Here is a 19,214-nt window from a genome sequence, read left to right as displayed (position 1 = left end):
ACAGCACCCGGTCATTTGAGATTGATTCTTTATTACAACTACTAACTTTATATAAATACATTAATTTTATGTATAGGGAATGGTTAATATCTTACGGTAAATTATTAATAACCTTCGCCTCACTCACAAAAAACAGCGCGATATTTCCGTTATATCGTCTTAATTGATTTACATCATATAAAAGTAACAAGTTATTTCCTAAGGTGAGACATTGCCGCTCAACCCTAATTTTCTTATTTTTCATTAAAAAAGTGTCCTCCGCAAAGGTAATGTCGATGAATAACAATAAAAGACCTATCACCGGCTCACTAAGCCGCCGTGAATTTATTCAAACATCCGCCGCAGTCACCGGGGCTGCGGCTATTGCCAGTTCTATCACCCTTCCTTTTTCAGTACATGCCGCGCCAGAAGAGCACGCAGCAACAACAGAGGAAACCGTTAAATACAGTGCTTGTCTGGTCAACTGCGGTAGCCGCTGCCCACTAAAAGTGCATGTGAGAAATGGCGAAATTATTAAAATTGCTAATGAAGCAATTTATGATGACTCTACCTTTGGTGAGCATCAAATTCGCCCCTGTTTACGTGGCCGATCGGTAAGATGGAAAACATATAACCCGGATCGGGTCAAATATCCCATGCTGCGTGTTGGCAAACGCGGCGAAGGTAAATTTAAACGTATTAGTTGGGATGAAGCTACCACTATTGTCGCTGATAATCTAAAAAGAACCATTGCACAATACGGCAACGAAGCAATTTATTATCAATATGGTTCTGGTTCGACCGGCGCTAATTTACAAGGCCGCAATGCCTGTAAAAGAATGCTGAGCTTGCTGGGTGGTTTTCTCGATCAACACGGTACTTATTCCACCGCCCAAATAAATACGGTAATGCCGTATATCTATGGCAATGCAGACGAAACTTTGCTGGATGAAATTAAAAACTCAGATCTGGTGGTTATGTTTGGTCATAATCTGGCAGAGACTCGGATGTCGGGCGGCGGGCAATATATCGAAACCGTTCATGCTCTGGGGCAAAGCAAAGCCAAAGTTATTATTATCGATCCACGCATGACCGACAGCGTAACGACCCTCAACGCAGAATGGCTCCCCATCTTCCCAGGTACCGATGCCGCGCTGGTGGCCGCATTAGGACATGTATTAATTAAAGAAAATCTGACTGATGAAGATTTCCTGGCACAATATTGTGTCGGCTGGGATGCCACAACACTACCCGCCTCAGCCCCCGCCAATAGCTCTTACAAAGATTATATTTTAGGTAACGGCCACGATGGGGTAGAAAAAACACCGCAATGGGCCAGTGAGATAACCGGCATTGCACCGACACAGATTATTCAATTAGCCCGTGAGTTGGGAAATGCCCGTGCAGCATGGATATCACAAGGTTGGGGGATTCAGCGCAGTGCTAATGGCGAGCAGGCGGCACGCGCCATTATGATGTTGCCATTGATGACTGGTAATATTGGCCGCGCCGGAACCAATACTGGAGCCTGGGGCGGGAATGTGAAATATCCGGTGCCGGGATTCAGTATTCCGAACCCAGTGAAGACTGCTATTCCCTGCTTTATGTGGACCGATGCTATTTTTCGTGGCACTGAAATGACAGCGAAAAATGCGCATGTGAAGAATAAAGATAAACTTGATACCAATATTAAGTTTATGTGGAACTACGCCAGTAATGTTATCGGCAATCAGCATTCTGATCTGAATAAAACCCACCGCATTTTACAAGATGAATCACTGTGCGAGTTTATTTTGGTGTGGGAAAACCACATGACCAACTCTGCCAAATATGCTGATTTATTACTGCCCGATGTCACCTCAGTTGAATCAAATGATTTAATTGATAACTCCTACGCTAGTGGGGCTTATCACTACGTCACGCGGTTGCAAAATGCGATCGAGCCGCTGTGGGAGTGCCGCCCGTCTTATGATGTGTTAGCCGAAATTGCCACCAAGTTAGGAATTGGCGATGCCTTTACCGAAGGCCATACCCAGCAAGAATGGATTGAAATCAGCTATAACAAAATGCGTGAGAAAAACCCCGCCTTGCCACCTTTTGAACAGACCAACGACCAAGGCATCATCGATCGTATTTATGCCGACAGCAGTCAATATATCGCGTTAAAAGATTTCCGTGATGACCCTGTGAACCACCCGTTGAAAACCCCGTCTGGCAAAATTGAGATCTACTCAGAAGCGCTGGCAACATTGGAAAAAGAGTGGCAACTGGCACCCGGTGATCGCATTACCGCTGTCGCTGAATATTGCCCAACCTTTGAAGGTGTTAGCGATGTAGAAACCATGAAAAACTACCCTTTGCAGATGACAGGCTTCCATATCAAAGGCCATACCCACTCCTCTTATTATAACGTAGCCATGCTGCGGGAAGCGGTACCACATCAGTTTTGGATTAACCCCATTGATGCCCAGCCTCGCGGTATCCAACAAGGGGATATGGTCGAAATTTTTAACAGCCGAGGCCGCATGCGTATTGCAGCAAAGGTTACCGAACGGGTGTTACCGGGGGTTATTAGCGTGCCGCAGGGGGCATGGCGAAATACCAATAAGGACGGCATTGATGTGGGAGGGTGTATCAATACCTTAACAACACTGCGACCGTCACCACTGGCAAAAGGTAACCCACAACACACCAACCTCGTTGAAGTAAAACGTATATAAGGAGTTGAATAATGAAGCAATATGGTTTTTTTGTCGACTCCACCAAGTGCACCGGATGTAAGACCTGCCAAATCAGTTGCAAGGATGAGAAGAAGTTGGATCTCGGACCGAAGCTGCGTCGGGTTTACGAATATGGCGGCGGCAGTTGGACTCAGCAGAACAATATCTGGGTACAAAATGTCTTTAACTACTACCTCTCTATCGCCTGTAACCACTGCTCATCACCTACCTGCGTAACGGGTTGCCCAACCGGTGCCATGCATAAACGCGAAGAAGATGGTTTGGTGGTGGTTAATCAGGATCTCTGTGTCGGCTGCCGCTATTGCGAGATGCGCTGCCCGTATGGTGCGCCGCAATTTGATGCCAAGAAGAAACTAATGACCAAGTGCGATGGCTGCTATCAGCGGGTTGCCGCAGGTGATAAGCCAGTTTGTGTCGAATCCTGCCCGCAGCGGGCGTTAGATTTTGATGAAATCACGCTATTGAGGGATAAATACGGTGAAGAGAATGCCATTGCGCCATTGCCGCACGCGCATCTGACACACCCCAATCTGGTTATCAGAAGCCACCGTGATGCCAAGCCATCCGGTGATACATCAGGCTGCATCCAAAATCCGGCGGAGGTATAAAATGCATGAATTACCCTTGGTGTTTTTTACCGTACTGGGGCAAACCGCTGTCGGGTTGTTTGCACTGGTGCTACTGAGTCACAAACTCGGTATGACCACGCCACTACAACTCAAACAAGCCAATATCATCGGTCTGCTGCTGATGATGGTAGGCCTGATCGTTGGCACACTGCATGTTGGGCAACCATTGCGCGCCGCCACCATGCTATTGGGTGTTGGTCGCTCGCCGATGAGTAATGAGATAGTGCTCAGTGGATTGTTTGTCGCCATGGCCTGTGGCACCGTATTTTTCTCAACCATAGCCAAAAATACATTACTGGCAATGCTGTGCAATGTGGCAACGGTTATCTTCGGCCTGGTCTTTGCCTGGTCAATCACCCAAGTTTATCAACTGACAACCGTGCCTAATTGGGATACCTCGTATACCTCGCTACAACTGTGGATGACGGTACTGGTTGGCGGTGGCGCTTGCGCTATTCTGACCGGCGCTCGTCAGCTTGGCGCATCAGCGGTGTTGGTCGGTGCCATTGTGACCTTGGTGAATAAACCAGGTTACCTCAGCTTTCTGGGTCAAAGTTCAGCGGAACTGAGTAGCCAGCAGGCGCTGTTTTGGGGAATTCAAATTCTGCTGCTAACGCTCGGTATCTTTGTTGCTGCCGCAGCATTACTGAAAGACAGGATCCCTCGGGTTACGCTCGCGGTCAGTGCCTCGGCGCTGGTTATCGGTGAGTTGGCCGGGCGTATCGCTTTCTACAATCTCTGGCAAGTGCCAATGTAAATTAACATATTGATTCTATTGGCCTACTGACAAATAGCTGCTTAGCCGTGATACCTGCGGCTAAGCCGTATTGAGATAGCTGGACCTGAAGAGAGAAAATTTTGATGTTACTGAACACCACTCTGCCGAGGATTTTAGGTGCCTGTTTTTACTATCCACCACAGTCCGATACCGTACAGCGCCTTTGGCCACTACTGCCACAGATTGCTGAGATTTTTCCGTGGCCGAATCCGGCTAAAATTGTACGATATTGCCAACAGATGCCGAGTATCCAACCCGAACAACTGGAATATGATTTCTCGATTTTGTTTGAGGGACAAGGTGAAATGCCCGCCCCACCTTGGGGGTCTGTTTATCTGGATAAAGAAAATATCTTGATGGGGGCGAGCACCCTGCAATATCGCCAATTCCTGTCAACATTCGGGTTGGTAAATCAAAGTGCGATACGTGAACCGGAAGATCAATTTGGCCTCATGTTACTGGCATGGGTTCATTTAATTGAACAGCAGCCGACAACTAAGCCCCCATCGGATAAAGCCGCGCTAGCACTGCTCACTGAGCATTTACTGCCGTGGGCCTATCGCTATCTTGAGCTGGTAACCAACAGCCAAACCGAGTATCAGGTATATCCGTTGCTGGCAAAAATCACCGAGTGCTACCTGAAAACCTTACAAACTGAACTGGGCCTATTTCCTCAGCCCCGTGAGCTATTTCGATGATAAAAGACGAGCGCTACTACAAGGCGTATCTGGAAAACCGCACCATCAGTCGCCGTGGGCTATTTCGTGGCTTGCTAAAAAGCGCCCGCCAACAACCACTTACCCTCCCATCGGGGAGCGCAATCAGGCCACCGGGAGCCATTGTTGAAAGTGCTTTCACGCAAACGTGTACGGGTTGTGAAGCCTGCATGCACGTCTGCGGCGAGCATCTGATAGTCATGGTCGAGCAACGGCCTGAGTTGGATTTTTCTACCCAATATTGCAGCCGTTGTCTGGCCTGTACCACTGCTTGCCAAACCGGTGCTTTATCACCCTCTACCTACCATATTACGGCGCACCCTCGCGTAGAAAACATCTGTCAAAATACCTATATCTACTGCGACAGTTGCGCCGATTACTGTGATAAACAGGCTTTGGTGTGGCAGCCCCACCAGCCGCCGACACTGGCTTTAGCGCAGTGCGATGGCTGCGGTGAGTGTGCATTCAGATGCCCGGCAAGGGCGCTGGAAATGCGGCTGACATCACCCAAAATGGCCGATTGAATCAAAGTGCTACTACGTTAAATAAGTAACCCCGACCTGCTGATGTCAGTACAATGCCACTACCTTTAGTAGCTTGTACCCCACAGGAGTGACACCGTGTTCCATTACCCAGCCCATTATGCCCTTGATGAAGCCAGCGGCGAGTACCACATCCAGTATCGCGACTTCCCTGAATTGGAATCAGTGACCTACTCTCAGGAGGATATTGAACTGGAAGCACAGGACGGTATTAAGAATGGTATTGCAGCAGAAATGGAAGAGCGCCGCCCCGTCCCCGCCCCCTCAGCGCTGCAACCGGGTGATATTGCAGTTCATGTGCCCATTCTGGTGCGACTGAAAGCTGAATTACACAATGCCATGTTAACCACCAATACCCGCAAAGCAGATATGGCGCGCAAGCTCGGTTTGAATGCCGCACAGATGGATCGCCTGCTGGATGTGTACTACGCTTCCAAGGTTGAAGCACTGGAACAAGCCCTGTATTTACTGGGCTTTGAGGCCAATATCGGGGTAAAAAAAATAAGCTGATTGTCTGGACCTCGACCAGATTGGCTTAGATTGTAACCAAGAGAGTAACAAATTGTTATTTAGCGATAATTTAAAAAAACGTTAATAGCTTCACACTTCAATGCATTGGCTCACAATATTTGCGGTTTATATACGAAAACGTGATCTAATGCATAAAATTACAGTATTGAAAGTTTCTCCCTGTTGGGATTACATTAGCCCGATCCTGTCGTATACCACTGAGTTAGCTCAGGCTGACACGACAATTCGGATGTATCTCAGATTGATAGCTGGCCAGTTGTGATGAAATGGCTACCATTGATTAAAAACGTGATTCGTCCACATTTAATACCCAAAGAACTTGGCATTACAGTCAGGCAGAACGTGAGTTGATACCGACAAGCTGACATCAGTCAGTGACTCGGGTGAGTGAACGTAGCGAACACCACTGTAATTTTAAGTAACAAGGGTAAACGTAGCACAGCAATTTGGATCGTTACTGGCGAGGTAGCTCCAAGGGGAGTTGTTCAGTGAAATATTTCTTTATGGGTATCTCTATTATGTTGGTGGTTTGGGTTGGCACCTTCATGATGATGGTCGAGTAATATTAACTCGAACCATCCACAATCTGACATCGTATAGAGGGCGCATTCGCGCCCTTTATCATTTTCCTGGCATCATTCGGCGTAATGTATCATCCCGGCGAATATAGTGATGATAAAGCGCGGCCAGTGCGTGAGCGCCAATCACAAAATAGCCTAAATTGGCAATTAGCTCGTGAGTCTGCTTAAGATAACCACGCGCGACATCATCCGGTGTTACCCACTGCGGTACCTGCCACCCCAGCAAGAACCAGGTTTTCCCACCATAAGCCTGAGCCAACACCCCCAGCACCGGTAATGATAAGAACATTAAATACAGACCCCAATGCATAATCTGCGCCCCTAACAACTGCCAGTTAGGTAACCTTGGGGTGATCGCTGGTGTTATATTGCGCTGGCGCAACCACAGTCGTACCAACATCAGTAGCCAGACAGAAATACCAAAATTGAAATGCAGATTTTTCACTAATGTACGATCTTCATCCGGTACCGTGTCACTGAGTAACATGGCGGCATAAGTCAGAATGATCATCACTAGCGTCAGCCAGTGCAGGGTTATTTGGGGGAGTGAATAGCGATTTCTCATTGTGGTGCTCCACTGACTTCATCAAGTTAATAATCAGTATGGTGCAAAATAGATGAAGAAAACATTAAGGAGGGCGGATAACGTTTTGAACACAAGGTACTTTATTCTGACCGGACAGCGTGGGTCGCCGGTCAGAATAGAGAGTTAGCTATTTAGTTGATGGTAAGCGCGGGGTTAGATACCGTCACCTGAAACCGCTTTACTCGGTTTCAGCAAACCATCAGTACGAAACATACTCTTAATTCCGCGCACCGCCTGACGGATCCGGTCCTGATTCTCAATCAAGGCGAAACGGACATGAGTATCACCGTAATCACCGAATCCTATCCCCGGCGAAACGCAGACTTTTGCCTCAGACAACAGGCGCTTGGCAAACTCGAGTGAGCCTAAATGGGCGTAAGGCTCTGGGATTTTCGCCCAGACATACATCGACGCTTTGGGGTTTTCAACCATCCAACCAGCCTCATGCAACCCACGTACCAACACGTTACGCCGCTGGCGGTATTTTTCAGCGATATCACGAACACACTGTTGGTCCCCTTCCAAGGCAGCAATTGCCGCCACCTGCAACGGGGTAAAAGTGCCATAGTCGTGATAGCTTTTGATGCGAGCCAGCGCATTAACCAATTCCGGGTTACCCACCATAAAACCAATACGCCAACCGGCCATATTGTAGCTTTTGGATAAGGTGAAAAACTCAACCGCAATGTCTTTTGCCCCAGGCACTTGCATGATTGACGGCGCTTTCCAACCATCATATACAATGTCGGCATAGGCCAAGTCATGCACCACCAGCACGTCGTATTGCTTCGCTAACGCCACCACCCGTTCAAAAAATTCTAGCTCCACACATTGTGCTGTAGGGTTAGACGGGAAGCCGAGGATCATCATTTTCGGTTTAGGAATGGTTTCACGAATCGCACGTTCCAATTCACAGAAGAAATCAATGCCCTCGGTCAATGGGACCGAGCGAACTTGCGCCCCTGCAATCACCGCACCATAAATATGAATCGGGTAGCTAGGATTCGGCACCAATACTGTATCACCGTGGTCCAGTGTCGCCAGCATCAGATGAGCCAGCCCCTCTTTCGAACCGATAGTGACAATAGCTTCAGTTTCAGGATCAATATCCACTTGGTAACGCTCGGCGTACCAGTTGGAAATGGCCCTACGCAGCCGCGGTATACCCCGAGAGGTTGAGTAGCCGTGGGTGTCTTCACGTTGCGCGACACTGCACATTTTCTCAACGATATGGGGTGGTGTCGGACCATCGGGATTACCCATACTGAAATCAATAATATCTTCACCGCGACGGCGGGCCGCCATTTTCAACTCAGCGGTAATATTGAAAACATAAGGGGGCAGGCGATCAATACGGGTAAAACGACGCTTAGCAGGGAGTTCAGCCATAATTTCCTCGAGGATACGTTAGCGCCCGGACCGTCCGAGCGACGCTGACCATCAGATGGTCTGTTTATGAACATATCCCAGCGCTAAAGGGCTGTCGAGTGGCTGGTAACAAATATCTAACTCATCGGAGAAGTTACTGAGAATCAAACTCACTCGCCAGCATCCCTAATACCCAGTCATCACACCATTGCCCGCCAAGTTGATAATTATCACGCAACGTCCCTTCCAACTGAAAACCACAGCGTTCCAGTAACCCGCGTGAAGCATGGTTGCCCACAGTAACCGTGGCTTTCATTTTATGAAACTGACATTGCTGGAAACCAAACGCCAATACAGCCAACAAGGATTCTTTGGCAAAACCTTTGCCCTGGCAGGACGGTAACATGGCATAACCCACTTCAGCTTGCTGTAATGGCAACCATTCAGCCAAAAAGCCGGTAAGCCCCATGCTCTGTCCGCTGGCGCGTTCACGAACCACCAGACATAGCCAATGGTTGGAGGTCTTTTCCCAAGGGGTTAAACGTGATTCAAAACGCTCACGAATCTCGGCCATATCCATCGGATCTGCCATATAACGCTGAACCACAGGATCTTGGTATAAGCGTAAAAACAGCGGCCAATCCTGCTCTTTGAGGCTCTCGAGCACCAACTGTGGTGTTCTCAGAGAAATCGGCGAGCTACTGAACATCGGGATCACTGGTGACATTTTTCCCTCGAATTGAAGATGTTAGCCATAAACAGAACGCAGAATATTAAAGAGGAAATTTTTCCATAACCTCATCCCTTTATTCTTCTCCATTTTACTTAAATAATGTTCACTTCAAGATAACAAAAAACAAACAAATGGTCAGCATCGCGCGCGCCATTACCACGGCCCTCCCCTACAGCTATCGGAGAATCAGTATTATGGCTTCATTACAAATAAACGATATTCCCGCAGCAATCAAAGCGGTGAAGCAGCAATTACGTCAGGCGCTGCCTGATTATCAGCAGGTCTTCCAAGCCGTGGAAGAGAATATTCGCCAGCAAGTCACCGAAATCCGCCGTAGTTTGGCGCAGGGTGAGAATCCTGTTCCCCAAATTCATGCCGATGATATTATCAATGGTAACGTTACTGAAGAACAAAAAGCACAAATAAAACAACGAGGATGCTGTGCCATTCTCGGTGTCTTCCCAACGGAAAAAGCAGCAGCGTGGAACCGTGAAATCGGTAACTATCTCGAACGTAATAATTTCGTCGAACGCCTGAAAAATGCTGCGGAAGATAACTATTTCGGTACGCTGGCTGCCAGCAAACCGCAAATTTACGGAATTTACTGGTCAACACCGCAGGTTGAGGCTCGCCAGGATCAGCGCATGAATGCGGTGCAGGTATTCTTAAATAATCTGTGGCGAACCGAGAGTAACGGCAAGCAGCATTTTGATGCTAACCGGGTGGTGACTTATGTCGACCGGACCCGTCGCCGCCCGCCAAAATCATCGTCACTGGGCCTATCACCCCACGTTGATGGTGGCTCCATAGAGCGCTGGTTGGATGAGAACTTCCGTCATGTGTACCGCCACGTGTTCTCGGGTGACTGGCAGAAGTATGACCCATTCGCCGCTGAAGGCCGCCCACAAGTGCGCGAATTCCCCTCACCGGCAGTGTGCTCGATGTTCCGTACCTTCCAAGGCTGGACGGCCCTGACACCACAGCGAACCCATGCGGGGACGCTGAATGTTATCCCGATCGCTAATGCCATGGCCTATATCCTGCTGCGCGCATTACAAGATGATGTTGCTGACGATGATCTGTGCGGTGCAGCACCAGGGCGCGCTTTATCCGCCTCTGAGCAGTGGCATCCTCTTTTAATGGAAGCCATTTCCCCTATTCCAGATTTGGAAGCAGGTGATACGGTATTCTGGCATTGCGACGTGATTCACTCAGTGGAAAATGAGCATAATGGTGAGTTTGACAGCAACGTCATGTATATCGCGGCGGCGCCATGGTGCGACAAGAACGCCGCATACCTGCCACGCCAGTTAGCCAGTTTTATTGATGGCCGCTCACCACCAGACTTTGCCGCCGATGATTTCGAGGTGGATTTCAGTGGCAGAGCCACCGCCGATAACCTAACCACCCTCGGCAAACAACAGTTGGGTATGGCTGAATAACATTCCTATCAATCCCGTGTTTCTCTGCCAATAAGAACGATATAAATAATCTCCTCAACGTTATCTCTGCTGGCGCGACCCGCCAGCAGACTCCCCTGCAATCCGCCGCATCGATTTACCGGATAACGCGGATAAAGTGGCAGTTGCCGGTCATTTTCCTTATAGTTAGCCGCTTATTCGCCGCCGAATCTGATGGTCCCAAACTAAGATTCAAGGCTATCGCCAAGAGAAAATAGTGTGCACCAGATATTTGAAATGCTACTGGCGGTGTTTGATCGTGCCGCATTAATGTTGATTTGTTTATTCTTTCTGACCCGCACCCACCTGTTTCGTCAGTTATTGCAAAAAGAGAAGCACACACCACTGGAACTGGCAGCGGTAACCGCTATCTTCTCGTTGTTCGCTATTTTTGGTACTTATTCCGGTATTAACGTCGAAGGTTCATTAGTGAATGTTCGGGTTATTGCTGTCATGTCTGGCGGTATTTTATTTGGCCCGTGGGTAGGTATCATTACCGGACTTATCGCCGGCTCTCACCGATATTTAATTGATATTGATGGAATTACATCAATCCCCTGTCTGATTACCAGCATTATAGCCGGCCTGATGTCCGGCTATATAAATCTGAAAATAAAGAAAGAGCGGCAATGGAGTATCGGTATTCTGGCAGGCATGATTTGTGAGTCACTCACCATGCTATTGGTGATTATTTGGGCCAGGCCGACCGCATTAGGTATTGATATTGTGTCTAAAATCGCCATTCCTATGATCTTAGGGGCGGTTTGTATCGGGTTAATTGTCCTGCTGGTACAGAGTGTCGAAGATGAAAAAGAGGTTATTGCCGCGCGGCAAGCAAAACTGGCACTGGATATCGCCAATAAAACCCTGCCCTATTTTCGCAATATCAACGGCGAATCACTGCGCAGTGTGTGTGAGATTATTCGCACCGATATTAAGGCAGATGCTGTCGCCATTACCGACACCCAACATATTTTGGCTTATGTGGGGGTGGGCGTTGAAGCCTATAATATCGGTCATGAGATCATCAGTGATATTACCAAAGAGAGCATTCAGTGTGGGAAGATTACTATCCGCAATAATGATGAAGTCCATCGCACGCCACAAATTCACTCCCTCATCATTATTCCGTTATGGGAAAAAGGTGAAGTCACTGGCTCACTGAAGATCTACTATTGCCATGCACATAAAATTACCTATTCACTGAAAGTGATGGCGGTCGGCTTGTCACAAATTATCTCAACCCAGATTGAAGTCTCCCGTATAGAACAACTGCGTGAAATGGCAAATAAAGCGGAAATGCGCGCACTACAAAGTAAAATTAACCCGCACTTCTTATTTAATGCCTTGAATGCTATCTCGTCCTCAATTCGTATTAATCCAGATACCGCGCGCCAATTGATCATCAATTTATCCCGTTATCTGCGTTATAACCTTGAGCTGAATGACGAACAGATTGATATTCGCAAAGAACTACATCAAATTCAGGATTATATCGCCATCGAGCAGGCACGCTTCGGCAGCAAGTTAACTGTGATTTATGATATTGACGACGATATTGCGCTGAAAATACCCAGCTTGTTAATTCAACCCTTGGTTGAAAATGCCATTGTGCATGGCATTCAGCCGTGTCGTGGTAAAGGTGTGGTGGTCATTGCGGTTAAAGACAGTGGCGACCAAATAAAAATTTCCGTAAAAGACACCGGTAATGGTATTAACCCAGAGACAATTGAGCGCGTGGCGAATAATGAAATGCCGGGCAATAAAATTGGTTTACTCAATGTGCATCATCGGGTGAAGTTACTGTATGGGGAAGGTTTACAGATACGCCGCATGGAACCGGGCACCGAGATCTCTTTTTATATCAGCAAAAATGGCGGCAAAATCCATGCTGACCCCCATATTCCAGCCGGAGTCTAATCCGTGAAAGCAATCATTGTTGAAGATGAGTTTCTGGCTCAAGAAGAGTTGAGTTACCTGATTCGCCAGCACAGCAACATCACCATTGAGGCAACCTTTGACGATGGGCTGGATGTGCTTAAATACCTGCAAAACCATCAGGTCGATGCTATTTTTCTCGATATCAATATTCCATCATTGGATGGCGTGTTATTGGCACAAAACATCAGTAAATTTGCCCATAAGCCTTATATTATCTTTATCACAGCCTATAAAGAGCATGCCGTTGAAGCCTTTGAAATTGAAGCATTTGACTATATTTTAAAGCCTTATCATGAGTCTCGTATTGTCACTATGCTGCAAAAACTCGAAGCGCTGCATAAGCGTGAGCACCAAAATAGAGAACAGACCAGCAGTACCAACCACCGTTCTGCGGCGCATACCATCAATTTGATGAAAGATGAGCGCATTATCGTCACTGATATCAATGATATCTATTATGCCGCAGCACAGGAAAAGGTCACGTTGGTCTATACTCGGCGCGAAGAATTCATTATGCCGATGAATATTACTGAATTTTTCAGCCGCCTACCGGAGGAGTACTTCTTCCGCTGCCATCGCTCCTATTGTGTCAATTTAGCCAAAATCCGTGAAATTGTGCCGTGGTTTAATAATACCTATATTCTGCGGCTCAGTGATTTGGACTTTGAAGTCCCTGTCAGCCGCAGCAAGATAAAAGAATTCAGGCAACTGATGCGTCTTTAAATGCATTTCATTCCGCGTGGAATGCAGCTCATTCCCCTTTCGATCTATAGTGATTAGCCCGCCCGTATACTGGTTTCATTCGGCGGGCTGATAACACCTCAAGACAAGATTTCCGGTGCCCCATCAGCGCGTAATCTTTGGCTTCCGACGCTATTGCAAATCATTGTTATGTTCGCAATAGCCATATTCGGGCCACATTGCATTGATGTTTAAGGAGTCCGGCATGAGCAGTAAACCGGTAAATCGTTGGCTAATTGTTGCGGGTACCATCATTGTTCAAATGGGGTTGGGAACTATCTATACCTGGAGCTTATTTAATCAGCCACTGGGAGAGAAGTTCAGTTGGTCGTTAGGGGCAGTTGCAACCACATTTTCCATTACCAGTTTTTCTCTCGCTATTGCCACTCTGTTTGCTGGCCGCCTGCAAGAGCGCATAGGTATCCGTAAACTGACGTTACTTTCCGGTATCATTCTTGGTTTGGGCCTGATTGCCAGCTCTTTTGCCACATCATTAGGAATGATTTATCTATTGGCTGGTATCGTGGTCGGTTTCGCCGATGGCACCGCCTACATCACCACCCTGTCGAATCTGATCAAATGGTTCCCGGAACGTAAAGGGCTGATTTCCGGTATTTCAGTGGGGGCATTTGGTACCGGCAGCTTATTGTTCAAATATGTAAATGCCAGTCTGATTGCCAACCAAGGAGTGTCGCTGGCATTCTTCTACTGGGGCCTCATCGTGATGGTATTAGTAGGGGCTGGCTCTTTCCTGCTACAAGAGAAAGCAGTGGCCCCACAGGTCAATAACAGCCTGCAAACCGCCCGTGCCGGGCGTGATTTTAGTGTCAAAGAGATGCTGGCGGTTAAAGAGTCTTACTTCTTATTTATCATCTTCTTCACCGCATGTATGAGTGGCTTATATCTGATTGGTATCGTGAAAGATTTAGGCGTACAACTGGCAGGAATGGACTTGGTGACGGCAGCCAACACCGTTTCAGCCATTGCCATCTTTAATACCGCCGGGCGCATTATCCTTGGCGCACTATCAGACAAAGTGGGCCGTCTGCGCGTAATCAGCTTCACCTTGCTGGTCACCACATTAGCGGTATCCGTGTTGAGTTTTGTTCCACTGACTCATGCGCTGTTCTTCTTGTGTGTCGGGGCGATAGCCTTCTGCTTCGGCGGCAATATTACGGTGTTCCCGGCGATTGTCGGCGACTTCTTCGGTCTGAAAAATCACAGTAAAAACTACGGTGTCATCTATCAAGGGTTTGGTTTGGGTGCTCTGGCAGGTTCGTTTATTGCCGCACAACTGGGTGGATATCAGGCGACCTTTATGGTTATCGCGGTGCTGTCAGTACTTTCCTTGCTGCTGACGTTGATAATCAAACCGCCAAAAGGTGCAGCAACCGAGACTGAAAGTACACCAACAGCAACAGCGGGCGTAACTGCCCGTAGCCATGCCTAATAGAGGGTGACACGGCCCACCATAACTAATACAACTCAGCCAGAGTTTGTAAAGTATGGGGCTGGTTTAAAGCAATGATGTAAAAAAGCAGAGCCTTGGCTCTGCTTTCATATTTCAGCGATAGCGAATAAAAACCTTATAATTCATGTCCTAATGTCTGACGCAAGTAAGCGCCCGCCCCCAGCAAACCCGGTTGCTGATGGGTAATCATATAAACAGGAATATCTTGCAGGAAATCTTTGAAACGGCCTTTATCTTCAAAAGCACTGCGAAAGCCCGAAGCTGTAAAGAAATCCATAAAGCGTGGCACGATACCGCCAGCAATATAAACGCCGCCAAAAGTGCTGAGATTCAATGCCAGATTGCCGCCAAAACGGCCCATAATCACACAAAACAGTGATAAGGCGCGGCGGCAGTCAGTACAGCTATCCGCCAGAGCGCGTTCAGTAATATCTTTCGGTGCCAGATGTTCCGGTAGGCGTGCATCAGAAATCACGATAGCTCGGTATAAATTAACCAACCCCGGCCCGGAAAGTACTCGCTCGGCAGAGACATGGCCCAGTTCCTGACGCAATACCGCCAAAATAGAGTCTTCTTCTTCGCTGTTCGGGGCGAAGTCCACATGACCGCCCTCTCCCGGTAAGCTAATCCAACGGCGGCCCACATTAACTAAATGGGCCACACCCAGCCCAGTACCTGCACCATAAACCGCCACTGGTTTACCCGCTTGAGGCGTTGTGCCACCAAATTGCAACACATCCTGTTCGGACAACACCGGAATCGCCATCGATACTGCCGTAAAATCGTTGATCACCTCCAGATGATCCAACCCCAGGCTTTGCTGCATAGCTGCAATAGAAAATGCCCAAGTATGATTGGTCATCGCCACCCAATCCCCGGTAATCGGGCAAGCAATAGCGATACAGGCATCCTTTACGGTGACTGTATGCTCTGACAGATATTGCTTAATGACATCTTCCAGACTGTCGAATTCCAACCCTGAATATGTTTTTGCTTGTGATATTTCGCCCGTCGCCACAGCGCAAAGCGCCAAACGGGCATTAGTGCCGCCAACGTCACCCACCAGGGCATAGCTTGTCATCAGAAACTTCTCCGTTACAGGGATGCTTAACTTCAACTATGTCCACTGTAAAATCAGGCTGGAGAAACAACAATATCAATGCGCTAAACCCTTTCGCTTTGCGATAAAGATCACATAAAAACGTTTCAGCAACAGCAAAATACCGCTGCTGAAGGTGAAAAATGACGTAAATATTTAGCGTGAATTGCGCCCTTCCTCAGAAACCGGCTGCAATGTCGCAAGCTGGCGCGAGCGGATAACCCGCATCCGCAGGCTGTCATAGGCCCAGTTGTAACATACGGTGTAAGGCAGGAAGAACAAGAAGAAACCGATCTCCAACATAAATGCCTGTAATAGCGAAACACCCAACGTGAAAGCCGCGATAGGTAAGCCTATCAGGATAAAACCACCCTCGAAGCCCAGCGCATGGAGTACCCGCACGAGCAGAGTCTTTGCTACCCGACTGACTGGCCAGAAGTGGTCGAACAGACTGTTGTAAACAATATTCCACAGCATTGCCACTGAGGAGAGGATCAAGGCCAATGTTCCCATTTGCAGTATGGAGCGATCCAGTAACCATGCGCCGACGGGCGCACAAATGGCAACGGCAATCACTTCAAACCCAACGGCATGAATAATCCGCTCCAAGAGAGATCGGTGATGAACTTGCATAAAACACCTACTTAAATTAACTGATGACAGATTGTTAGAGGTGATTATCATCGTTTTTTAAGATAGATTAAAAATAGAACCCATCGATAAAATAGATAGTTTATGCATTATTCTCCCGAAGCCTTAATTGCATTTGTTGAAGCCGCAGCCCTTGGGTCCTTCTCCGCGGCAGCCCGTAAGCTACGCAAAAGCCAATCAACTATCAGCACCGCCATCGCCAATCTGGAAGCCGATCTGGGTTTGACCTTATTTGACCGCCAGGCGCGCCAACCGGTATTAACTGACCATGGTCGCCGGGTGCTATCCCATGTGCAGGAAATTCTGGCGGCCAGCGAACGGCTGGATAATCTATCAATACGTCTGGCAGGTCAGGTTGAAACCCGACTGACTTTTGTCCTTTCTGATACTTATCAACCAACACATCATGAGGACTTACTACGTCGCTTTGAGCAGCGTTACCCTGATATCGAATTTGAGTGCCTGATTGCCGAAGAGGGCGACGTCATTGACCTGCTGCAACTACGGCGAGCGCATATCGGTGTAGTAGAAGTTCAGTCGTACTATCCACCGGATATTGCGGCCAGCCGATTAGCCGCACAGACTGAAATGGCGATATTCGTGCAGCAGGGTCATGCGCTGGCAAAGCTCCCTCAGGTTCACCCCGAACAACTGGCTACCGCCCGGCAACTTTGCCTCAATACTTACAATCGTACTGAGCGCAACCAGTCGCAAGGGCTAATGTGGTCTGCCCCCAGCTACTTAATGTTGTTAGAAATGGCGGAGCAAGGCTTCGGCTGGGCGATTTTGCCACGCTGGCTGGTGGAGCAATACAGCCGTCAAAAACTGGTCGCGTTGCCCACCATTGGTTGGCCTAAAATGATCTCTATTGATGCGGTTTGGTCGAAAAAAAGCCCACCGGGGCCAGCGGGCTATTGGTTGTTAGACCAATTAACCGGTCGTAATGGTATCGATAAACCAGATGCCTAATTAGCTACCACTGTAATTATTTTCTGACATCCCTTTCTCCGCCTTATCTTGTGATCCCGTTAGCTTACGTCGTCGGTGAAAACGCATACACTAAACTGTCGTTTACTCTCGTTAATAAGGGTCATCATGGTCTATCAGGCAGCTTCCTCCCGTTATCAAGAGATGAAGTATCATCGTTGTGGTCGTAGTGGATTAATGCTTCCGGCAATTTCTCTTGGCCTGTGGCATAACTTTGGTGACAGCACGCTGTACGAAAATAGCCGCAATTTAGTGCATCGCGCTTTCGATAGTGGTATCACCCATTTTGATTTAGCCAATAACTATGGCCCGCCGCCCGGTTCAGCCGAGCTGAACTTTGGCCGCATCCTGCAACAAGACCTGCGCCCCTATCGTGATGAACTGATTATCTCTTCCAAAGCGGGATACACCATGTGGCCCGGCCCTTATGGTGACTGGGGTTCGAAGAAATATCTGGTAGCCAGTATCAACCAAAGCCTACAACGTATGGGGCTAGATTATGTAGATATTTTCTACCACCATCGCCCGGATCCTAATACACCATTGGAAGAAACCATGGCCGCATTGGACCTGCTGGTGCGCCAAGGTAAAGCGTTGTATATCGGGTTGTCCAACTATCCAGCGGCGCAAGCCCGTCAGGCCTGTGAAATTCTGGCAAATCTCGGTACGCCTTGCCTGATTCATCAGCCTAAATACTCTATGTTCGAACGCTGGATTGAAACCGGGCTGCAAGATACTTTGGATGAGTATGGCGTAGGATCTATTGCCTTTTCTCCGCTGGCAGGCGGCGTATTGACGGATCGCTATTTGGCGGGTATTCCGCAGGACTCAAGGGCTGCCAGTGGCAGTAAATTCCTTAATCCCGAGCAGCTTACCGCAGAAAAACTGGCCAAGGTGCGCCAGTTGAACGCATTGGCCCACGAACGCGGTCAGAAGTTGTCACAGATGTCTTTAGCCTGGGTATTACGTGGCGGGCGGGTGACTTCAGCACTGATTGGTGCCAGCAAAATCAGCCAGATTGACGACGCGGTTGGTATGCTAGCCAACACTGATTTCAGCACCGAAGAAATCAAACGTATTGAAGATATTCTGGTGTAAACGCTCTCTCCAAAGTCCCCAACAGGGGCACTCCGGTGCCCCTAATCCATCATTATTACAGATAAATCTCAATTTTTTATTTTACAGTTTTATCTGAATCACAGTTGCCGAACCGCAGTTTAAGATAGGCCATAGCCAATAAAGCTGCGCAAGGATAAATCATGTCAAAAGTGGATGTTTTGAAACCAACGATATTTAGACCTATTGCGTTAAGACCACTGTTATTAGTAACGATATTAGCCTGGTTTCCTCTCGTTCCTATGGCAAATGCCGAAAGTATTGAGCTACTCCCCAGTGTTTCATTGCAGATCGGTGAGCAAGATCGCCGTGGCAATTATTGGGATGGTTATGACTGGCGCGATCAACGATGGTGGCAGGATCATCAGGGGCAGGATTTAGGCGAACGAAATCGCCATGGACATTACTGGGATGGGCACCGCTGGCAAAACAGAGACTGGTGGCAAAAGAACTATTATTACCGTGAAGGGCGCTATCAGAAACACGATAAACATTATGACAACCACGGCAAGAAACATCATCGAGGGAAAGGGCATGACCGCCATCATGATGATGACTAATTAA

At 48.0% G+C, this 19,214-nt stretch carries 19 protein-coding genes; 14 read left to right on the top strand and 5 right to left on the bottom strand.

The window, feature by feature from the left end:
* Nucleotides 1–275: 275 nt before the first annotated feature.
* The 7 genes from V2A84_RS02945 (at nt 276) to ypdK (ending at nt 6,479) form a co-directional block, all read left to right on the top strand.
* Entirely contained in the window at nt 276–2,699 is a 2,424-nt protein-coding gene (locus tag V2A84_RS02945) for a DmsA/YnfE/YnfF family dimethyl sulfoxide reductase (RefSeq protein WP_083163498.1), read from the top strand.
* An 11-nt stretch (nt 2,700–2,710) separates the two neighbouring features.
* Nucleotides 2,711–3,328 carry a DMSO/selenate family reductase complex B subunit gene (locus V2A84_RS02940; RefSeq protein WP_083163495.1) on the top strand — a complete coding sequence of 206 codons (618 nt, stop codon included), beginning with the start codon at nt 2,711–2,713 and terminating at the stop codon, nt 3,326–3,328.
* Between the two features lies 1 nt (nt 3,329).
* A complete protein-coding gene (locus V2A84_RS02935; protein ID WP_083163492.1) occupies nt 3,330–4,106 on the top strand; it encodes a dimethyl sulfoxide reductase anchor subunit family protein in 777 nt (258 codons plus the stop codon).
* A 104-nt stretch (nt 4,107–4,210) separates the two neighbouring features.
* Complete coding sequence (locus tag V2A84_RS02930) at nt 4,211–4,825, top strand: TorD/DmsD family molecular chaperone (RefSeq protein ID WP_083163489.1); 615 nt, start codon at nt 4,211–4,213, stop codon at nt 4,823–4,825.
* Nucleotides 4,822–5,367 carry a 4Fe-4S dicluster domain-containing protein gene (locus tag V2A84_RS02925; protein WP_083163486.1) on the top strand — a complete coding sequence of 182 codons (546 nt, stop codon included), beginning with the start codon at nt 4,822–4,824 and terminating at the stop codon, nt 5,365–5,367. The genes V2A84_RS02930 and V2A84_RS02925 overlap by 4 nt, the downstream gene beginning before the upstream one ends.
* A 96-nt stretch (nt 5,368–5,463) precedes the next feature.
* Nucleotides 5,464–5,895, top strand: a complete 432-nt coding sequence (locus tag V2A84_RS02920) for a hypothetical protein (protein ID WP_042568372.1) — start codon at nt 5,464–5,466, stop codon at nt 5,893–5,895.
* Nucleotides 5,896–6,404: 509 nt separating this feature from the next.
* Nucleotides 6,405–6,479 (top strand): membrane protein YpdK, encoded by a 75-nt coding sequence (gene ypdK / locus V2A84_RS02915; RefSeq protein ID WP_098057507.1) that lies wholly within the window; start codon nt 6,405–6,407, stop codon nt 6,477–6,479.
* Between the two features lie 58 nt (nt 6,480–6,537).
* Here ypdK and V2A84_RS02910 read toward each other — a convergent pair whose 3' ends face one another.
* The 3 genes from V2A84_RS02910 to V2A84_RS02900 all read right to left on the bottom strand — a co-directional run bounded on the left by V2A84_RS02910 (nt 6,538) and on the right by V2A84_RS02900 (nt 9,118).
* Nucleotides 6,538–7,062, bottom strand: a complete 525-nt coding sequence (locus tag V2A84_RS02910) for a cytochrome b (protein ID WP_083163483.1) — start codon at nt 7,060–7,062, stop codon at nt 6,538–6,540.
* Nucleotides 7,063–7,236: 174 nt separating this feature from the next.
* Nucleotides 7,237–8,472 (bottom strand): alanine transaminase, encoded by a 1,236-nt coding sequence (alaC, locus tag V2A84_RS02905; RefSeq protein ID WP_083163481.1) that lies wholly within the window; start codon nt 8,470–8,472, stop codon nt 7,237–7,239.
* Nucleotides 8,473–8,605: 133 nt separating this feature from the next.
* Complete coding sequence (locus tag V2A84_RS02900; RefSeq protein ID WP_193784875.1) at nt 8,606–9,118, bottom strand: GNAT family N-acetyltransferase; 513 nt, start codon at nt 9,116–9,118, stop codon at nt 8,606–8,608.
* A 260-nt stretch (nt 9,119–9,378) separates the two neighbouring features.
* Between V2A84_RS02900 and V2A84_RS02895 the strand changes: the two genes are divergently transcribed.
* The 4 genes from V2A84_RS02895 to V2A84_RS02880 all read left to right on the top strand — a co-directional run bounded on the left by V2A84_RS02895 (nt 9,379) and on the right by V2A84_RS02880 (nt 14,776).
* Nucleotides 9,379–10,626, top strand: coding sequence for a DUF1479 domain-containing protein (locus V2A84_RS02895; protein WP_083163476.1), 1,248 nt, complete (start codon nt 9,379–9,381; stop codon nt 10,624–10,626).
* Between the two features lie 237 nt (nt 10,627–10,863).
* Nucleotides 10,864–12,564 carry a sensor histidine kinase gene (locus V2A84_RS02890; RefSeq protein WP_083163474.1) on the top strand — a complete coding sequence of 567 codons (1,701 nt, stop codon included), beginning with the start codon at nt 10,864–10,866 and terminating at the stop codon, nt 12,562–12,564.
* Between the two features lie 3 nt (nt 12,565–12,567).
* Nucleotides 12,568–13,308, top strand: coding sequence for a LytR/AlgR family response regulator transcription factor (locus tag V2A84_RS02885; protein WP_083163471.1), 741 nt, complete (start codon nt 12,568–12,570; stop codon nt 13,306–13,308).
* Between the two features lie 223 nt (nt 13,309–13,531).
* The gene (locus V2A84_RS02880) at nt 13,532–14,776 is read left to right on the top strand and encodes an L-lactate MFS transporter (protein ID WP_083163469.1); all 1,245 of its coding nucleotides are present in this window, start codon (nt 13,532–13,534) and stop codon (nt 14,774–14,776) included.
* Nucleotides 14,777–14,912: 136 nt separating this feature from the next.
* On the opposite strand, the gene glk is transcribed toward V2A84_RS02880, so the two are convergent.
* Entirely contained in the window at nt 14,913–15,878 is a 966-nt protein-coding gene (glk, locus tag V2A84_RS02875) for a glucokinase (RefSeq protein ID WP_372569426.1), read from the bottom strand.
* 174 nt (nt 15,879–16,052) lie between these two features.
* Nucleotides 16,053–16,529, bottom strand: a complete 477-nt coding sequence (locus tag V2A84_RS02870) for a multidrug/biocide efflux PACE transporter (RefSeq protein WP_083163464.1) — start codon at nt 16,527–16,529, stop codon at nt 16,053–16,055.
* 102 nt (nt 16,530–16,631) lie between these two features.
* Here V2A84_RS02870 and V2A84_RS02865 point away from each other — a divergent pair, with 102 nt between their 5' ends.
* The 3 genes from V2A84_RS02865 to V2A84_RS02855 all read left to right on the top strand — a co-directional run bounded on the left by V2A84_RS02865 (nt 16,632) and on the right by V2A84_RS02855 (nt 19,210).
* Complete coding sequence (locus tag V2A84_RS02865) at nt 16,632–17,516, top strand: LysR family transcriptional regulator (protein WP_083163462.1); 885 nt, start codon at nt 16,632–16,634, stop codon at nt 17,514–17,516.
* Nucleotides 17,517–17,642: 126 nt separating this feature from the next.
* Nucleotides 17,643–18,632 carry an aldo/keto reductase gene (locus V2A84_RS02860; protein ID WP_083163459.1) on the top strand — a complete coding sequence of 330 codons (990 nt, stop codon included), beginning with the start codon at nt 17,643–17,645 and terminating at the stop codon, nt 18,630–18,632.
* 161 nt (nt 18,633–18,793) lie between these two features.
* Nucleotides 18,794–19,210 (top strand): DUF2502 domain-containing protein, encoded by a 417-nt coding sequence (locus tag V2A84_RS02855; protein ID WP_083163457.1) that lies wholly within the window; start codon nt 18,794–18,796, stop codon nt 19,208–19,210.
* The last annotated feature ends 4 nt before the right edge of the window (nt 19,211–19,214 follow it).

The sequence above is a fragment of the Yersinia sp. 2553 StPb PI genome, assembly GCF_052217105.1.
GTDB lineage: Bacteria > Pseudomonadota > Gammaproteobacteria > Enterobacterales > Enterobacteriaceae > Yersinia > Yersinia enterocolitica_E.
This window is presented reverse-complemented; position numbering and strand designations above follow the sequence as displayed.